Origin of the sequence: Chelativorans sp. YIM 93263, from assembly GCF_028767125.1 — a bacterium.
GTDB lineage: Bacteria > Pseudomonadota > Alphaproteobacteria > Rhizobiales > Rhizobiaceae > Chelativorans.
Genome location: NZ_JAKCWP010000001.1, coordinates 809,451 through 824,146, shown reverse-complemented (window position 1 = coordinate 824,146; position 14,696 = coordinate 809,451). Strand labels below are relative to the sequence as shown.

Below are 14,696 nucleotides of genomic sequence, written 5' to 3'. Positions count from 1 at the left end.
GAGACGAAAATGCGCGACCTTATGGGCATGATGGGCAAGGCGAAGGAAATGCAGGCCAAGATGGAGGCCATGCAGGAAGAAATCGCCTCGATGGAGGCGGAAGGCCAGTCCGGCGGCGGCGCCGTCAAGGTTATGCTTTCCGGCAAGTTCGAGATGAAGAAGCTCGACATCGATCCCTCCCTTTTCAAGGAGGACGATGTGGAAATCCTCGAAGACCTGATCCTCGCCGCGCACAACGACGCGAAGGTGAAGCTCGAAGCGGAAATGCAGAAAAAGACGCAGGAGATGACGGCCGGTCTGCCGATCCCGCCTGGGATGAAACTGCCATTTTGAGGCTTAACGGTATGCTTCGCTCCATCTCCACGGCGGGCAGAAATACACCCGGCTGACGCATAGAATGTCTCGGCCGGCAGGGTCGATTGGCTTTTCATAACCTTGACACCAGCCCTGGCTGCCTCGGGAGATACAGCGATTGAGGAGCAGGCGCGCAATGTCTTTCCCGGGTGTGCCGGATGAGTCGCAAAGTGACGATGCTCGAAAGCAGCTTTGGAATAGCGCGCGACATGATGGGCGGGGCGGCGGCCAGTTTCTCCGGCTCATAGGAATGCGGCCGGAAAGATCAGTCATGGAACAGTACCGTTAGGTTTGTGGCCCCTATAGTTGAGAACGGCGATATCGCTGCTACCCAATTCTTCTGTTCCCGGTTAAGTCATATCCTATGTCCAAAAGCACCGCCGGCCCCGAAATCGAACGTCTGATACAGCTATTGGCAAAGATGCCGGGGCTGGGGCCGCGCTCGGCCCGGCGTGCGGCATTGCACCTGATCAAGTCGAAGGAACAGCTTTTCGCGCCGCTCGCCGCGGCGATGAACGAGGCGCTGGAGAAGGTGCGCGTGTGCTCGCGCTGCGGGAATGTGGACACCAGCGACCCCTGCACGATCTGCACCGATCCGCGCCGCGACGCCGGGGTGCTGATCGTGGTCGAGGAGGTTGCCGATCTGTGGGCGCTGGAGCGCGCGGCGGCCATGAATGTGCGCTATCACGTGCTGGGCGGAACGCTCTCGCCGCTGGACGGAATCGGCCCGGACGATCTGAATATCAAGGAGCTGGTGAGCCGCGTGGCCGAAGGCGGCATATCGGAAATCATCCTGGCCGTGAATGCCACTGTCGAGGGCCAGACCACCTCGCACTACATCACGGACCAGCTTGCGGGGCTTGACGTGAAGATCACGCGCCTTGCACATGGTGTTCCGGTCGGCGGCGAACTCGACTACCTTGATGAAGGCACGCTGACGGCGGCGCTGAAATCGCGCTCGGCTTTTTGAGGCAACAGGAGGGCAGCAGGTGAAGCAAGGGACGATACGAATTGCCTGCCTTTTCCTCGCCTTTGCTCTCCTTTCATCCGTCCGCCTCGCGGCAGCGCAGGAATTACAGGGCCAGTTCGACAACTGGCTCCGGCAGGACCTCTGGCCGGCGGCGCAGGCGCGGGGTGTTTCGGCCCAAACCTTCAACGCCTCGTTCAACGGCGTCTCGCCCAATCTGAAACTGCCCGATCTCGTTTTACCCGGCGAGAGTGCACCCCGATCTTCGGCCCAGCACCAGGCCGAGTTCCGCGCGCCGGCCGCATACTTCACCCATATCGGCGGCGTGGCCTCGGGCGGGAGAAGCCGGGCAGCGCAACATGCCGGCGTGCTGAATGCGATCGAGCAACGCTTCGGCGTTCCGCGCGGGATCGTGCTCGCCATCTGGGGGCGCGAGTCGGGCTTCGGCCGCGCGGATATCCCGCACAATGCGTTCGAAGTGCTGGGCACCAAGGCGTTCCTGGCCACGCGCAAGGACATGTTCCGCGAGGAAGTGCTGGCCGCGCTCGAGATGGTCCAAAAGCGCGGCATCAAGCCCGCCGCGATGCGCTCCTCCTGGGCGGGTGCCATGGGGCAGCCGCAATTTATGCCCTCATCCTACATGCAATACGCCGTGGATTTCGATGGCAATGGCCGCGCCGACATCTGGAGTTCTGTGCCGGACAGCCTCGCCTCCATTGCGAATTATCTGGCCCGGCATGGCTGGGTGCGCGGGCGCGACTGGGGCTTCGAGGTTACCGTGCCGCCCTCCGTTTCCTGTACGCTGGAGGGGCCGGACCAGGGCCGACCCATCCGCGAATGGGCGGCGATGGGCGTTCAGCGCGTTGGCGGCAAGGCTTTCCCGCAGAACGAATTACAGGGCGCGGGCTATCTCATGATGCCGGCCGGGCGCCTAGGGCCGGCCTTCATCGTCACGCCGAATTTCTACCGGCTGAAGGACTACAACGAGAGCGACCTTTACGCGCTCTTCGTCGGCCACGCCGGCGACCGCATCATGTATGGCGATTTCTCCTTTTCCGCCGCTTGGCAGCCGGTCGACAAGTTCAGCCGGGCAGAGATAGCCACAATGCAAAGCGCGCTGGAAAACAAGGGCCATGATGTCGGCGGCGCGGATGGGCTTGTCGGTTTCAAGTCCCGGCGCTCCATTGGACGGTGGCAGGAAAGCGCGGGCAGATCGGCGACCTGTTTCCCGGATAGGAATGTGGTCAATGATCTTCTATAAATTGTAAGTTGTATTTTTGGAACCACGCGGCCAGTCGACGGTTCGGGGCCGATTGCAATGGAGGTTTTGAGAATGTTTCGCGCGCAACTCGCCAGTTTTGGCGCTGTTCTTCTCGCCGGTCTGTTTCTTTCAAGCTGCGTTGTCGCCGTTGAAGAGGGCCCTATACGACCGTTCCCGCCCGGCGGCCCCGGCCCGCAGGCCTGCACCATGGAATACGATCCTGTTTGTGCCGAGCGCAGGGGCGACCGCCGCACCTTCGGCAATGCGTGCACCGCGCGATCGGAAGGCTATCGCCCGGTCCATTCCGGCCAATGCCAGCGGCAATCGCAAAGGCCGCCGCAGGCCTGCACGCGGGAATACCGGCCCGTTTGCGCCGTTCGCGGCAATGATCGTCGGACCTTCCCGAATGCATGCGAAGCGGAATCGCGCAACTACCGAGTCGCTCGACGCGGTGAATGCGGCCCATCCTCCGGTCGCCCTCCCTCCAGCGAGCCGCCTCAGGTCTGCACGCAGCAATACGCGCCGGTTTGTGCACGCCGCGGGAACCGCACGCGCACCTTCGGCAATGCCTGTGAGGCGCAGGCCGCCGAGTACCGCATCGTCCGCCGTGGCGAATGCTGAGGAAGAGGCACCGGTCGCGCTGACAAACCCCTCCTCCCCCCTCGGGAGGAGGAGCCCTTGCCTGCAACACGCCATGGGAAGCGGCAGATAGACACCAGGCAGTGATGGTAAATTACCAAGCGAGTCCAGCCGCGAAGAAGTGGAGAGCCGGCGGGGAACGGAGGCGATCTGACAGGCTCAGGTGCGATCCGAGAGGGACAAAGGCTGTGGGTTTCTTGCAGCTATCCGGCGGCCAAATGCATCATCGCCCACTGCGCAAGCGGTGTCTGGCCGAAGGTGAATAAGCCGCCGATGCCGAGCGCAACGCCGTAAGGGATGCCGGCTTTTTCGTCGGCGAAATGGCGCAGGAGGAGGTTGTTACCCGCCAGCATGGAGAGGCTGGAATTGCGGAAGATCAAGAGCGCGATGGTCAGCGCGCCGCCCACGAGCGCCGAAATCATCAGATAATTCAACAGCCCCATGCTGAAGCCGAACCAGACGGTCGTCGCCGCCATCAGTTTGGCATCACCCCCGCCCATGCCGCCGATCGCGAACAGTGCGAAGGTAATGGCCAGCACGACCATCCCGGCAGCGAGATGCATGCCGATGTCCGGCCATACCATGCCCGTCAGCGGCGCAAGCACCGCAAAAGCCAGCACCAGAAGCACGGAAACGCGGTTCGCGATGGTCATGGAGATCATGTCCGACACCGCCGCAAAGACCATGCAGAAGGGAAAGATGAGGAGTATCGCCGCTTCAAGCATCGTGCACCCGCAGAAAACGATCGAGCCTAAACATATGGCGACAACTGGCGGTGAAGGTGCTCCTTCATGGGATTGACTGATAGCCGCCTTCCGTCGACCGTCGAAGGAAAAAGGCCGCCTGCTGGCAGGCGGCTCTCCAAAGTCATGCGACTGTTACTCAGTAGGTTGGTCGCCGATAGTGGCACCAAGGTCTCCGAAGAGGGTACCTAGGTTGGTGCCGAGCGTACCAGCACCGACGATAATTGCAACGGCAATGAGTGTGGCAATCAGACCATACTCGATGGCGGTGGCGCCGGACTCATCCTTCAGAAAACGTGCGAACAGTTTGGACATTTGAGAACTCCTATTTAACTCCAGGGTTTGCAGCACTTCCGCCAACGTTTCTTGTGTGTTGATCGGATGCGGGGAAATTATGCCGGGGCTCTTTCAGCCTGCTTAACAAACAGTATTAACAAGTCGTATATCGGGATTTGCCGGAAGTAAAGTTAACGAAGTACAATATGAATCAAATGCAGATCGATAAAATTTTAAATATACTGATTGTCGGCGAACATCTTTTCTATTGCTCATTGGCGCTACGTGTTATCGCCCGTTCTGCCGGCATGGGTGTTGGGTGGAAGCGAAGGCTTGTCCGGGATGGTATCAGTGATGTTTTGCCCGGCTCCAGGGCATGACCTTGGGTGTCCATGCCTGAGCTTGAGAGCGCGATCAGCACCCCGAATTAAAGCCAGCCATTTTAACCGTTGCTTCACCATCCTGGTGCATCATCTCGGCGAGAGATTATGGGGGCATGTCGTGAGGGGCACGATCACTTTCTGGCGCAGAACGGCCGCGGCCGCGCTTGTTGCCGCCGGGCTTTTAGCCATCTCGGCGGCGCAGGCCGCTGAGGGCATCAATGTGATCATGAACCAGGCGAAGGTCATCAAGCTCGCCCGACCGGCGGATACGGTCGTCATCGGCAACCAGGAGATCGCCGACGCCACGGTTCAGGACCCTTCCACTTTGATCCTGACGGGCCGAGGCTTCGGCGTGACCAATCTGCTGGTCCTCGATGAAGACGGCCAGCCGATCGTCGATGAGCAGATCGCGGTATCGCGCCAGCAGGCCGACTCGGTGCGCGTCTATCGCCGGGCCGACGTGCAGACGCTTTCGTGCACGCCCTATTGCGAGGGGGCGTTCCGCACCCCGGCTGAAATGCTGTCCGACCAGCAGGTTTCCACGCCTTGAGCATTGAGCAGGCCGCAGACCTGATCGAGGCTGAACACCGGTGCACGAAAATTTTAATCAAATGAAGAACGATCGGGAAACGGTTCGGCACTATGCTTCCCGCGCCACGCGATAGGTGGGTGGGGGATGAAATGGACAAGAACAGGCGACTGACGTTTTATAATCTGATCAGGCGCTTTCTGCGGGAGAGAAGAGGCGCAAGCGCCGTCGAGTTCGCTATTCTGGCGTTTCCCTTTCTTCTGCTTCTATTCGCCATTCTGGAGCTTTGCATCGTCTTCGCCGCCCAGCAGCTCATGGCGAACGCTACCGACGATCTCGCCCGGCAATTTCGTACCGGCCAGATTAAGCCGGACGATATCAACGAGACGGAATTTCGCACCATGGTGTGCAGCCGCCTGGGAATGCTGTTTCCCGGCGATTGCCCGGAGCTCGTAATCGATCTTCAGAGCAAAGACACCTTCGCCGAGGCCGCAGCCATCTTCAATCAGGAGGGCATCCCGGCCTCGCCTCAGTTCGACCCCGGCGAGGCACTCTCCAAGAATGTCCTGCGCGTCTACTACCGCTGGCCGGTGCTCACCGACATCATGCGCGAACGCATCTCCAACCTTGGCGACGGCAAGACTCTGCTCTTCACCACGCATACCTGGCAGAACGAGCCGTATTGAGGGACCTGGGATGGGCGACGAACCGAATAAGAACAAGGTCGGGCGGAAAAAGCTCTGGCGGCGTTTTCTCTCGGACAATCGTGGCGCGGCAGCACTTGAATTCGCCTTTGTCGTGCCGTTTCTTCTGCTCATTTATCTTCTGGCGATGGAGTTTTCCCTTGCCATTGAGGTGAACAAGAAGGTCAGCCGCGTCGCCAGCCAGATCGCCGATCTCGTCACACAGCAACCCTCGATCTCGACAGGCGATCTGCAATCGATCATGCGGATCGGCGAGTCCTCGCTGCAGCCCTTCCGCGGAGACCCGACAATGACGGTGACCGCCATCGAGGTCACCAAAGATAGCACGCCGCAGGCGCGGGTCGTCTGGTCGCGCATGTGGGACGGCAATCTCATGCAGCAGGCCGTGACTCCCGGCAGCAGAGCGGAGATACCAGACGCGCTGATGGTACCGGGTGCCTTCCTCATCCGCTCAGAAACGAACCTGCAGTACAAGCCGGTGATCGCTCCGGAAGGCGGCAGCGGCATTCTGGGCATCTCCGACAACATGTTCCCCATCGACATGAGCGAACTCTATTACATGCAGCCGCGCATGACGCACTGGATCGAGTGCAAGGATTGTTAGTACACGCCACTCCCTGAAGACGATTGCCAAGCCGGGCGCGCACTTCTATGTCTGGGCCGGCAGGAGCAAGAAGCATGGCGCGGGCATTCTTATTCGTTCTCGATTCCTTCGGCATCGGTCATGCGCCGGATGCGGAGCGTTTCGGTGACGCAGGCGCCAACACGCTGGGCCATATTGAAGCTGTATGCGCCGCAGGAAAGGCGGACCGCGAAGGGCTACGGCAAGGGCCGCTGCACTTGCCAAACATGCGCGCATTGGGGCTCGATGCGGCCGCCGCGCTCGCAGCCGGACGCGAGTTGGACTCTGATGCGATTTCCGGCTTTTTCGGCGCGGCGAACGAGCGTTCCAGCGGCAAGGACACGCCGTCGGGCCATTGGGAGATTGCCGGCGTTCCGGTGCCTTTCGAGTGGGGGTATTTTCCAATTACGGTGCCGACCTTCCCCGACGCGCTCGTAGAGAACCTGATCGCCGAGGCGGCGCTTCCCGGCATTCTGGGCAATTGCCATGCCTCCGGGACGGAGATCATCGCGCGGTTCGGCGAAGAGCACATCCGCACCGGAAAGCCCATCTGCTACACCTCGGCGGATTCGGTTTTCCAGATTGCCGCCCACGAGACGCATTTCGGCCTCGACCGGCTCTATGCGCTTTGCGAGACGGTGCGTCGGTTGGTGGATGAGTACAAGATCGGCCGCGTGATCGCCCGGCCTTTCGTCGGCGAGGATGCGCAAAGCTTCGAGCGCACGGCCTGCCGGCGGGACTACGCCGTGCCTCCCCCCGAACCGACCCTTCTCGACCGGGTCGAGGCCGCGGGCGGACGCGTCATCGGCATGGGAAAGATCGGCGATATTTTCGCGCACACGGGCGTGAGCGAGGTGCGCAAGGCGGCCGGCAACATGGCGCTTTTCGACACGACGCTCGCTGCGATGGGCGATGCGCGCGACGGTGACCTGATCTTCGCCAATTTCGTCGATTTTGACACGCTCCATGGCCACCGGCGGGACGTTGCCGGTTATGCCGCGGCACTCGAAGCCTTCGACCGCCGTCTTCCCGAAGCGCTGGAGCGGCTTCGGCCGGGCGATCTCTTGGTCCTGACGGCCGACCACGGATGCGATCCGACCTGGCACGGCACGGATCACACGCGTGAGCGCGTCCCGATCCTGAGCACGGGTCCCGGTCTTCCCACTGGTTCTGTCGGCCTGAGGAGTACCTTCGCGGACATCGGCGAGACGGTGGCCGCGCATCTCGGCCTCGAGCGCGGCCGCCACGGCCAGTCCTTTCTGCCGGTTGCCGCTTAACATGCCTGAGCTGCCCGAGGTCGAAACTGTCCGCCGCGGCCTTGCACCGGTCATGGAGGGTGCGCGCATACTGGAGGTGGAGCAGCGCCGGCCGGATCTTCGCTTCCCCTTTCCAACCGGCTTTTCCGATCAGCTGCGCGGGCGCGCCGTGGAAGGGCTGGGGCGTCGCGCGAAATATCTGCTCATTTATCTTGAAAACGGCGCCGTCCTCATGTGCCATCTGGGTATGTCCGGTTCCTTTCGCATCGAGGACGGCGCGGATACCTCCCGGCCCGGCACATTCCTCCACGAGCGCTCAAATGCAGAGAAGCACGATCACGTGGTCTTTCAGCTAGAGGGGTGGGACGGAAAGCCGGCGCGCGTCGTCTACAACGATCCGCGCCGCTTCGGCTTCATGCTCCTGGCTGAAGCCGATCAGTTGAACACGCACCCGCTGCTGGCCGGACTGGGGCTCGAGCCGACAGGCAACGAACTCGACGGTGCTGCCCTCGCCGATCGGCTCGCGGGCAAGCGAACGGCCCTGAAGGCAGCCTTGATGGACCAGCGCGTGATCGCAGGTCTCGGCAACATCTATGTTTGCGAGGCGCTGTGGCGGGCCGGCCTTTCGCCCCGCCGCATGGCAGCCACGCTCGCCACGCGCAACGGAGGTGCCACGAGCCGTAGCGAGCGGCTTGCGACGGCCATCCGCGGCGTCATCGGCGAAGCCATCGCCGCCGGAGGGTCTTCGCTGCGTGATCACAGGCAGACAGACGGCTCGCTGGGCTATTTTCAACACAGCTTCAGTGTTTACGATCGGGCGGGCGAGTCATGCCGCAAGGAAGGGTGCTCGGGCACGGTCCGGCGGATCGTCCAGGGCGGGCGCTCCACCTTCTATTGCCCGGCATGCCAACGTTAGAAACAAAGAACCTCACGTGACGGAAGGATGACGAGCATGGCCTACGAGACAATTCTGATGGAAACGCGCGGTCGGGTCGGTCTGATTACGCTCAACCGGCCGAAGGCAATGAACGCGCTCAATTCGCAGATGATGAAGGAGGTCGTGGGCGCCGCAGAAGCGTTCGACGTCAGCGCCAAAATCGGTGCGATCGTCATCACGGGATCGGAAAAGGCTTTCGCCGCCGGCGCGGATGTCAAGGAAATGCAGTCCAAGACCTATATCGAGGCTTATTCGGAGAACCTCTTTGCCGAGTGGGACCGGCTGACCGGGGTGCGCAAACCGATAATTGCGGCCGTTGCCGGTTATGCGCTGGGTGGCGGCTGCGAACTCGCCATGATGTGCGATTTCATCCTGGCGGCCGATACGGCAAAGTTCGGCCAGCCGGAAATCACGATTGGCGTCATGCCCGGAATGGGCGGCTCTCAGCGGCTCACCCATCTCGTCGGAAAGTCCAAGGCCATGGAAATGTGCCTGACGGGGCGTACCATGGATGCCGAAGAGGCTGAGCGCGCCGGACTTGTCTCGCGCGTGGTTCCGGCGGGCGAGCTCATTGAGGACGCCTTGAGAACGGCGGATAAGATCGCGGAGTTCTCGACGCCGTCGGTCATGATGACCAAGGAAGCCGTCAATCGCGCCTACGAGACGACGCTGGACGAAGGCCTGCGGTTCGAGCGGCGGGTCTTCCAATCCCTGTTCGCACTCGAAGATCAGAAGGAGGGCATGGCGGCGTTCTCGGAGAAGCGGGAGCCGCAGTTCCGTAATCGCTGAGACGCGCGGCGCAGGAAAGCGTTGACGCGCCCGGCCCGCTGGATTATAAGCCGCGCGACCGAGGTGGCCTGGCGGCTGCCCTTTTATTGTGTGCCCGAGAGCGCGTTCATAAATCAGCGCTTGTGGCGATGACAGGTTGATAACGAGAGAGGACACATGGCCAACACCACTTCGGCCAAGAAGGCGGTGCGCAAGATTGCCCGCCGCACCGCGGTAAACAAGAACCGCCGCTCGCGCGTCCGCACATTCGTGCGCAAGGTCGAGGAGGCGATTGCCGCCGGCGACAAGACGGCGGCGGAAAGTGCCCTCAAGGCCGCGCAGCCGGAAATGATGCGCGCTGCGACTAAAGGTGCCGTGCACAAGAATACCGCATCCAGGAAGGTCTCACGGCTTTCCCGGCGCGTCAAAGCGCTCAACGGCTGATTCTCCATACAATCTAAAGCAATGCCGGCTCGTCGAGGCCGGCATTTTCCTTTGCTGGACAAGGGTTTGGTGGAGCACGGGTGAGGTATGTCCGAATGACTGGCGAATTTTATTTGCCGGCATTCGGTTTTACGCGCCTAGGAAAACGGTCATATTTCTAGCCAATTCACATCATGTGATTGCGAATTCCTCTTTATAGTCAATGCTTTACGGCAGCTTATCCACAGTCACAAATGCGGGCCCGGTGGCCTTTGCCCGTCCGAAAATGTCAAGCTTTTTTTTTCGTTTTTTTGTCGGACGAGGCATATTCCCCAAAAGCATTTGGAATCCAAGCAGCTTATCCGGTTTTAACCGCCATCCGGTCCGCTGCGGAGCTTCTCCTCCGGCAAAAAAGCCCCTTCTGGCGCTTGCTCTCTGCATCAAGTTTTCGGTAATGTTTCGTCTTGCAGAGGGCGAAAACAAGGTCTGCAAACTAGCCACAGAGGGTAGCTTTTGCAGCGCGGCATTAGTCGCGCGTGGGGGATGTTTTTGCCTAGCATACAGGCGTGGGTCGGCGTTCGGCATGATACTAAGACAATGGCCGGACCGGCCGGCATGACATGCCGGGCTTGAACCGGGGGTGAAGACTTGAATTTTTGAATGGAGGTGCGCGCGCACGGTGTCTGTGCGGGAGAGTTAGACACGCTGCAAGGTCAAAAAAGAATGCCTCTCTTCGGGGCAATCATTGAAATTTATTCAAAAAATTAAACAGGGAAACGAGGATGCAAAGCGGCGTCGAGAGGCAAGCTGAGGGGGCCACGGCTTTAAAGAGCCCCGCAACTCAGAAGGAAGGGGACGAAAGCTCAGGCAGGTCCAGCGAGGTATTCGACCGTGTCCGGGCGCAATTGAAGGCCCGTCTTGGCACCGAGGTTTATTCCAGCTGGTTTGGCCGGATGAAGCTGACGGAACATTCCAAAGGCGTTGTGCGCGTTTCCGTTCCGACCGCCTTTCTGCGTGCATGGATCAACGGTCATTATCTCGATCTCATCACCGATTTGTGGAAGGCGGAGGATTCGTCCGTCCTGAAGGTAGAGATCATCGTACGCACGGCGACGCGCGGACAGACGCACAGGGCCGAGGCAAAACCGGCAACGAAGCGCAAGACGTCCGTCCCACCGCAGCCGTCGGCGACAGCTGGAACCGCCGCACGGTTTACCGGCTCGGCGGCGCCCCGCAGCGACCAGAGCGGACGGCCAAGCATTTTCGGATCCCCGCTCGACAGCCGCTACACCTTCGAATCCTTTATCGAGGGCCCGTCCAACCGCGTTGCCTGTGCGGCGGCGCGCACAGTCGCAGAATCCTCATCGAGCGCAATCCGCTTTAACCCGCTTTTTCTGCATGCCTCCGTGGGGCTTGGCAAAACCCATCTGCTGCAGGCGATCGCGGCGGCTTCCCTAAAACAGCGCCCGCAGTCGCGGGTCGTATATCTGACCGCGGAATATTTCATGTGGCGTTTCGCCGCCGCCATCCGCGACAACAACGCGCTGACGCTCAAGGAGCAGCTGCGCGACATCGACCTGCTCATCATCGACGATATGCAGTTTCTCCAGGGCAAGTCGATCCAGAACGAGTTCTGCCATCTTCTGAACATGCTGCTCGATAGCGCGCGCCAGGTGGTGGTCGCCGCTGACCGGCCGGCGTCCGAGCTCGAGTCACTGGAGCCTCGGGTGAAATCGCGCCTGAATGGTGGTGTGTCGCTCGAGATCGGCGCGCCCGATTTCGATCTGAGACTCGCAATGCTACAGCAGCGTCTGGCCTCCACCCGTGCCGAAGATCCTTCGCTCGATATCTCGCAAGAGGTTCTCGAGCACGTGGCGCGTGCTGTGACTGGCAGCGGCCGCGAACTTGAAGGAGCGTTCAATCAGCTCGTCTTCCGCCATTCGTTCGAGCCACAGATCACGCTGGAGCGCATCGACGAGATTCTCGGCCCCGTCTGCCGGTCCGGTGAGCCGCGGCGCGTGCGCATCGAGGACATTCAGCGCGTCGTCGCACGTCACTATAATGTTTCCAAGACGGAGCTTCTTTCCAACCGGCGCACGCGCACGATCGTCAAACCGCGGCAAGTCGCCATGTATCTCGCAAAGGTGATGACGCCGCGCTCGCTCCCCGAAATCGGCCGGCGATTCGGCGGTCGCGATCACACCACCGTCCTTCATGCCGTGCGCAAGATCGAGGGGTTGTCGGGCGGTGACGGCCAGCTTGCTCACGAAATCGAACTTCTCAAGCGGCTCATCAGCGAACAGGCCTGATACCGCCGGTGCGCGCTGGGCGATATCTCCGGCGCGCCCAAACATGCCATTGCGAAGATCCGTTCAAGGCGTTATCCACCAATATGTCTTGAACGGTATCGGCAGACTTGCCTTTCGGCGAGTTTTGCTGTCAGCTTAGCTGACATTCTGGGCCGGCATCGCTGCAAGACGGGCATATTTCCATGCCGTGTCCGGCTTTTCATTCCAGGCGAGATTGACCGACCATGCGCGTAGTTCTCGAACGCTCCAATCTTCTAAAGTCCCTCAGTCACGTTCACCGGGTCGTGGAACGGCGTAGCACCATTCCGATCCTGTCCAACGTGCTGCTTTCGGTGGATGGCAACAGCCTCGAGATGAAGGCGACCGACCTCGATCTGGAGGTGACGGAAGCCGTCGCCGGTACGGTTGAGCAAGCCGGTGCGACGACCGTGCCGGCCCATCTATTCTACGATATCGTGCGCAAGCTGCCGGACGGCGCGGAGGTCATGCTGAAGCTGGACGAAAACGGCCAATCGCTCTCTGTCGTCTCCGGCCGCTCCAACTTCCGTCTGCAGTGCCTGCCGCAGGCCGATTTCCCTTCGCTGACCGCGGGCGATTTCTCGCACACCTTCCGGCTCGATTCCCAGTCGCTCAACGGCTTGGTCGAGAAGACCCAGTTCGCCATCTCGACGGAGGAAACGCGTTATTATCTGAACGGCATTTACCTCCACACGATGGAGGTGGACGGCGCACTGATGCTGCGCGCGGTGGCGACCGACGGCCACCGGCTTGCGCGGGCGGAAATCGAGGCTCCGGCCGGCGCGGAAGAGATGCCCGGCATCATCATTCCGCGAAAGACCGTGGGCGAGCTTCAGAAGCTGGTGGACGATCCGGACATCGCCGTGACGATCGAGCTTTCGGATACCAAGATCCGCTTCACCATCGGTAGTGTCGTGCTGACCTCAAAGCTCATCGACGGGACCTTCCCGGATTATCAGCGTGTAATTCCGACGGGTAACGACAAGGAGCTCATCGTCGACCGGCAGAGCTTTTCCGCAGCGGTCGACCGTGTATCGACCGTTTCGTCCGATCGTGGCCGGGCGGTGAAGCTCGCAATCGCCGACGGGCAAGTGACCTTTACCGTCAACAATCCTGATTCCGGCAGCGCAACGGAGGAGATTTCGGCCGGTTATGAAGCTGAGGCGGTCGAAATCGGCTTCAACGCGCGCTATCTGCTCGATGTGGCCGGGCAGCTTTCGGGCAATGAAGCCAAATTCCTGCTGGCCGACGCCGGCTCGCCGACGCTCATACAGGACACGTCCGACGAGCGAACGCTGTACGTCCTGATGCCGATGCGCGTGTGACACCGGGTGCGACAGCCGAAGATCGGATTGGAGAAACTGGACGGCCGGAGCAGGTCAGCCTCACCAGGCTGGCGCTGACCGATTTCCGCAACTATGCCGCGCTCTCGCTCGACCTGCAGCCCGGCGCCGTGGTGCTGACGGGCGAGAACGGGGCGGGCAAGACCAATCTTCTGGAAGCGGTATCCTTTCTTTCACCCGGACGCGGCCTTCGCCGTGCCACGCTGAGCGAGGTTGCACGGCTGGGCAGCGATGGCGGCTTCGCCGTGCACGCCCAAATCGATGGACCGATCGGGACCTGCCGGATCGGGACCGGCACGTTGGGCACGGCGGACGCGCCCGAGTCCACCCGCCGCGTGCGCATCAACGGGGAGGCTGCCCGAAGCGCGGATGCCATGTTGGAATGGCTGCGTGTGATCTGGGTGACGCCGGCTATGGATTCGCTCTTCACCGGGCCGGCTGCCGACCGCAGGCGTTTCCTGGACCGTCTTGTCCTGGCGATCGACCCGGCGCATGGGCGCCGCGCGCTGGACTATGAAAAAGCCATGCGTGCGCGCAACAGGCTTTTCGCGGACGAAGTACACGACGACGCCTGGTTCGACGGGATCGAGATGCAGATGGCGGAAACGGGCGTGGCCATGGCGGCCGCGCGAGCCGAGATGGTGCGCCTTTTATGCGCGATGATCGACCGGCTTCCCGCCGAAACACCCTTTCCCAAGGCTCGCCTTGCGCTTGACGGCGCGATCGATGCGGCGGTCACGGCCATGCCGGCCCTCGAGGCGGAGGAGGATTTCCGCGCACGCCTGAAAAGCGAGCGCCCGCGGGACCGGGCTGCCGGGCGCGCGCTCGACGGGCCGCACCGCACCGAGCTTCTGGTCCGCCACGCGCCGAAGGACATGCCGGCCGAAAACTGCTCCACCGGCGAGCAGAAAGCTTTGCTGCTCGGGCTCGTGCTCGCCCATGCGCGGCTGACAAGTGCGCTCTCCGGCATGGCGCCGGTCCTGCTTCTCGATGAGATTTCCGCGCATTTCGACGCCGACCGCCGCGCGGCACTCTTCGACATTCTGGAGGATCTGAACTGCCAAGCCTTCATGACCGGAACCGAGCGGACGCTTTTTTCGAGCCTGGAGGGCAAGGCCCAGTTCCTGTCAGCTTTGTCAGGCACTGTCAGCCAGCAATGACTGA

The 14,696-nt window shown here is 61.4% G+C and carries 16 protein-coding genes; 14 read left to right on the top strand and 2 right to left on the bottom strand.

From position 1 onward, the window contains the following. Positions 1-9 precede the first annotated feature (9 nt). The 4 genes from LY631_RS04030 (at position 10) to LY631_RS04015 (ending at position 3,203) form a co-directional block, all read left to right on the top strand. On the top strand, positions 10-333 hold the full coding sequence (locus tag LY631_RS04030) for a YbaB/EbfC family nucleoid-associated protein (protein ID WP_274423814.1): 324 nt from the start codon (positions 10-12) through the stop codon (positions 331-333). A gap of 385 nt (positions 334-718) precedes the next feature. Continuing rightward, positions 719-1,324 carry a recombination mediator RecR gene (recR, locus tag LY631_RS04025; protein ID WP_274423813.1) on the top strand — a complete coding sequence of 202 codons (606 nt, stop codon included), beginning with the start codon at positions 719-721 and terminating at the stop codon, positions 1,322-1,324. Positions 1,325-1,343: 19 nt separating this feature from the next. Continuing rightward, positions 1,344-2,582, top strand: a complete 1,239-nt coding sequence (locus tag LY631_RS04020; RefSeq protein ID WP_445082828.1) for a lytic murein transglycosylase — start codon at positions 1,344-1,346, stop codon at positions 2,580-2,582. A gap of 72 nt (positions 2,583-2,654) precedes the next feature. Further along, positions 2,655-3,203 (top strand): Kazal-type serine protease inhibitor family protein, encoded by a 549-nt coding sequence (locus LY631_RS04015; RefSeq protein WP_274423812.1) that lies wholly within the window; start codon positions 2,655-2,657, stop codon positions 3,201-3,203. A gap of 221 nt (positions 3,204-3,424) precedes the next feature. Here LY631_RS04015 and LY631_RS04010 read toward each other — a convergent pair whose 3' ends face one another. Together LY631_RS04010 and LY631_RS04005 are read right to left on the bottom strand one after the other, a co-directional pair. Beyond that, positions 3,425-3,946 (bottom strand): A24 family peptidase, encoded by a 522-nt coding sequence (locus LY631_RS04010; RefSeq protein WP_274423811.1) that lies wholly within the window; start codon positions 3,944-3,946, stop codon positions 3,425-3,427. A 153-nt stretch (positions 3,947-4,099) separates the two neighbouring features. After that, positions 4,100-4,279 (bottom strand): Flp family type IVb pilin, encoded by a 180-nt coding sequence (locus tag LY631_RS04005; protein ID WP_274423810.1) that lies wholly within the window; start codon positions 4,277-4,279, stop codon positions 4,100-4,102. A 462-nt stretch (positions 4,280-4,741) separates the two neighbouring features. Here LY631_RS04005 and LY631_RS04000 point away from each other — a divergent pair, with 462 nt between their 5' ends. From LY631_RS04000 to recF, 10 genes are all read left to right on the top strand, one after another. Next, positions 4,742-5,173 (top strand): pilus assembly protein N-terminal domain-containing protein, encoded by a 432-nt coding sequence (locus tag LY631_RS04000; RefSeq protein ID WP_274423809.1) that lies wholly within the window; start codon positions 4,742-4,744, stop codon positions 5,171-5,173. Between the two features lie 131 nt (positions 5,174-5,304). Continuing rightward, positions 5,305-5,838, top strand: a complete 534-nt coding sequence (locus LY631_RS03995; protein WP_274423808.1) for a TadE/TadG family type IV pilus assembly protein — start codon at positions 5,305-5,307, stop codon at positions 5,836-5,838. A gap of 10 nt (positions 5,839-5,848) precedes the next feature. After that, entirely contained in the window at positions 5,849-6,460 is a 612-nt protein-coding gene (locus LY631_RS03990) for a TadE/TadG family type IV pilus assembly protein (RefSeq protein WP_274423807.1), read from the top strand. 74 nt (positions 6,461-6,534) lie between these two features. Then, the gene (locus tag LY631_RS03985) at positions 6,535-7,755 is read left to right on the top strand and encodes a phosphopentomutase (RefSeq protein WP_274423806.1); all 1,221 of its coding nucleotides are present in this window, start codon (positions 6,535-6,537) and stop codon (positions 7,753-7,755) included. 1 nt (position 7,756) lies between these two features. Further along, entirely contained in the window at positions 7,757-8,650 is an 894-nt protein-coding gene (gene mutM, locus LY631_RS03980) for a bifunctional DNA-formamidopyrimidine glycosylase/DNA-(apurinic or apyrimidinic site) lyase (protein ID WP_274423805.1), read from the top strand. Between the two features lie 36 nt (positions 8,651-8,686). After that, positions 8,687-9,460 carry an enoyl-CoA hydratase gene (locus LY631_RS03975; protein WP_274423804.1) on the top strand — a complete coding sequence of 258 codons (774 nt, stop codon included), beginning with the start codon at positions 8,687-8,689 and terminating at the stop codon, positions 9,458-9,460. 156 nt (positions 9,461-9,616) lie between these two features. Next, positions 9,617-9,883, top strand: a complete 267-nt coding sequence (gene rpsT, locus LY631_RS03970; protein ID WP_274423803.1) for a 30S ribosomal protein S20 — start codon at positions 9,617-9,619, stop codon at positions 9,881-9,883. A 761-nt stretch (positions 9,884-10,644) separates the two neighbouring features. Continuing rightward, entirely contained in the window at positions 10,645-12,171 is a 1,527-nt protein-coding gene (dnaA, locus tag LY631_RS03965) for a chromosomal replication initiator protein DnaA (RefSeq protein WP_274423802.1), read from the top strand. 224 nt (positions 12,172-12,395) lie between these two features. After that, positions 12,396-13,514, top strand: coding sequence for a DNA polymerase III subunit beta (dnaN, locus tag LY631_RS03960; RefSeq protein WP_274423801.1), 1,119 nt, complete (start codon positions 12,396-12,398; stop codon positions 13,512-13,514). After that, positions 13,511-14,692: a DNA replication/repair protein RecF gene (recF, locus tag LY631_RS03955; RefSeq protein WP_445082827.1), complete on the top strand. Its 1,182-nt coding sequence runs from the start codon at positions 13,511-13,513 to the stop codon at positions 14,690-14,692. Before dnaN ends, recF begins: the two co-directional genes overlap by 4 nt. Positions 14,693-14,696 lie beyond the last annotated feature (4 nt).

Bases quoted from the DNA above. Each gene is read 5' to 3' on its own strand.
- LY631_RS03990 (WP_274423807.1), top strand. From the start codon at position 5,849: ATGGGCGACGAACCGAATAAGAACAAGGTCGGGCGGAAAAAGCTCTGG.
- LY631_RS03985 (WP_274423806.1), top strand. From the start codon at position 6,535: ATGGCGCGGGCATTCTTATTCGTTCTCGATTCCTTCGGCATCGGTCAT.
- dnaN (WP_274423801.1), top strand. From the start codon at position 12,396: ATGCGCGTAGTTCTCGAACGCTCCAATCTTCTAAAGTCCCTCAGTCAC.
- LY631_RS03995 (WP_274423808.1), top strand. From the start codon at position 5,305: ATGGACAAGAACAGGCGACTGACGTTTTATAATCTGATCAGGCGCTTT.
- recR (WP_274423813.1), top strand. From the start codon at position 719: ATGTCCAAAAGCACCGCCGGCCCCGAAATCGAACGTCTGATACAGCTA.
- LY631_RS04030 (WP_274423814.1), top strand. From the start codon at position 10: ATGCGCGACCTTATGGGCATGATGGGCAAGGCGAAGGAAATGCAGGCC.
- mutM (WP_274423805.1), top strand. From the start codon at position 7,757: ATGCCTGAGCTGCCCGAGGTCGAAACTGTCCGCCGCGGCCTTGCACCG.
- LY631_RS04005 (WP_274423810.1), bottom strand. From the start codon at position 4,279: ATGTCCAAACTGTTCGCACGTTTTCTGAAGGATGAGTCCGGCGCCACC.
- LY631_RS04015 (WP_274423812.1), top strand. From the start codon at position 2,655: ATGTTTCGCGCGCAACTCGCCAGTTTTGGCGCTGTTCTTCTCGCCGGT.
- LY631_RS04010 (WP_274423811.1), bottom strand. From the start codon at position 3,946: ATGCTTGAAGCGGCGATACTCCTCATCTTTCCCTTCTGCATGGTCTTT.
- dnaA (WP_274423802.1), top strand. From the start codon at position 10,645: ATGCAAAGCGGCGTCGAGAGGCAAGCTGAGGGGGCCACGGCTTTAAAG.
- rpsT (WP_274423803.1), top strand. From the start codon at position 9,617: ATGGCCAACACCACTTCGGCCAAGAAGGCGGTGCGCAAGATTGCCCGC.
- LY631_RS03975 (WP_274423804.1), top strand. From the start codon at position 8,687: ATGGCCTACGAGACAATTCTGATGGAAACGCGCGGTCGGGTCGGTCTG.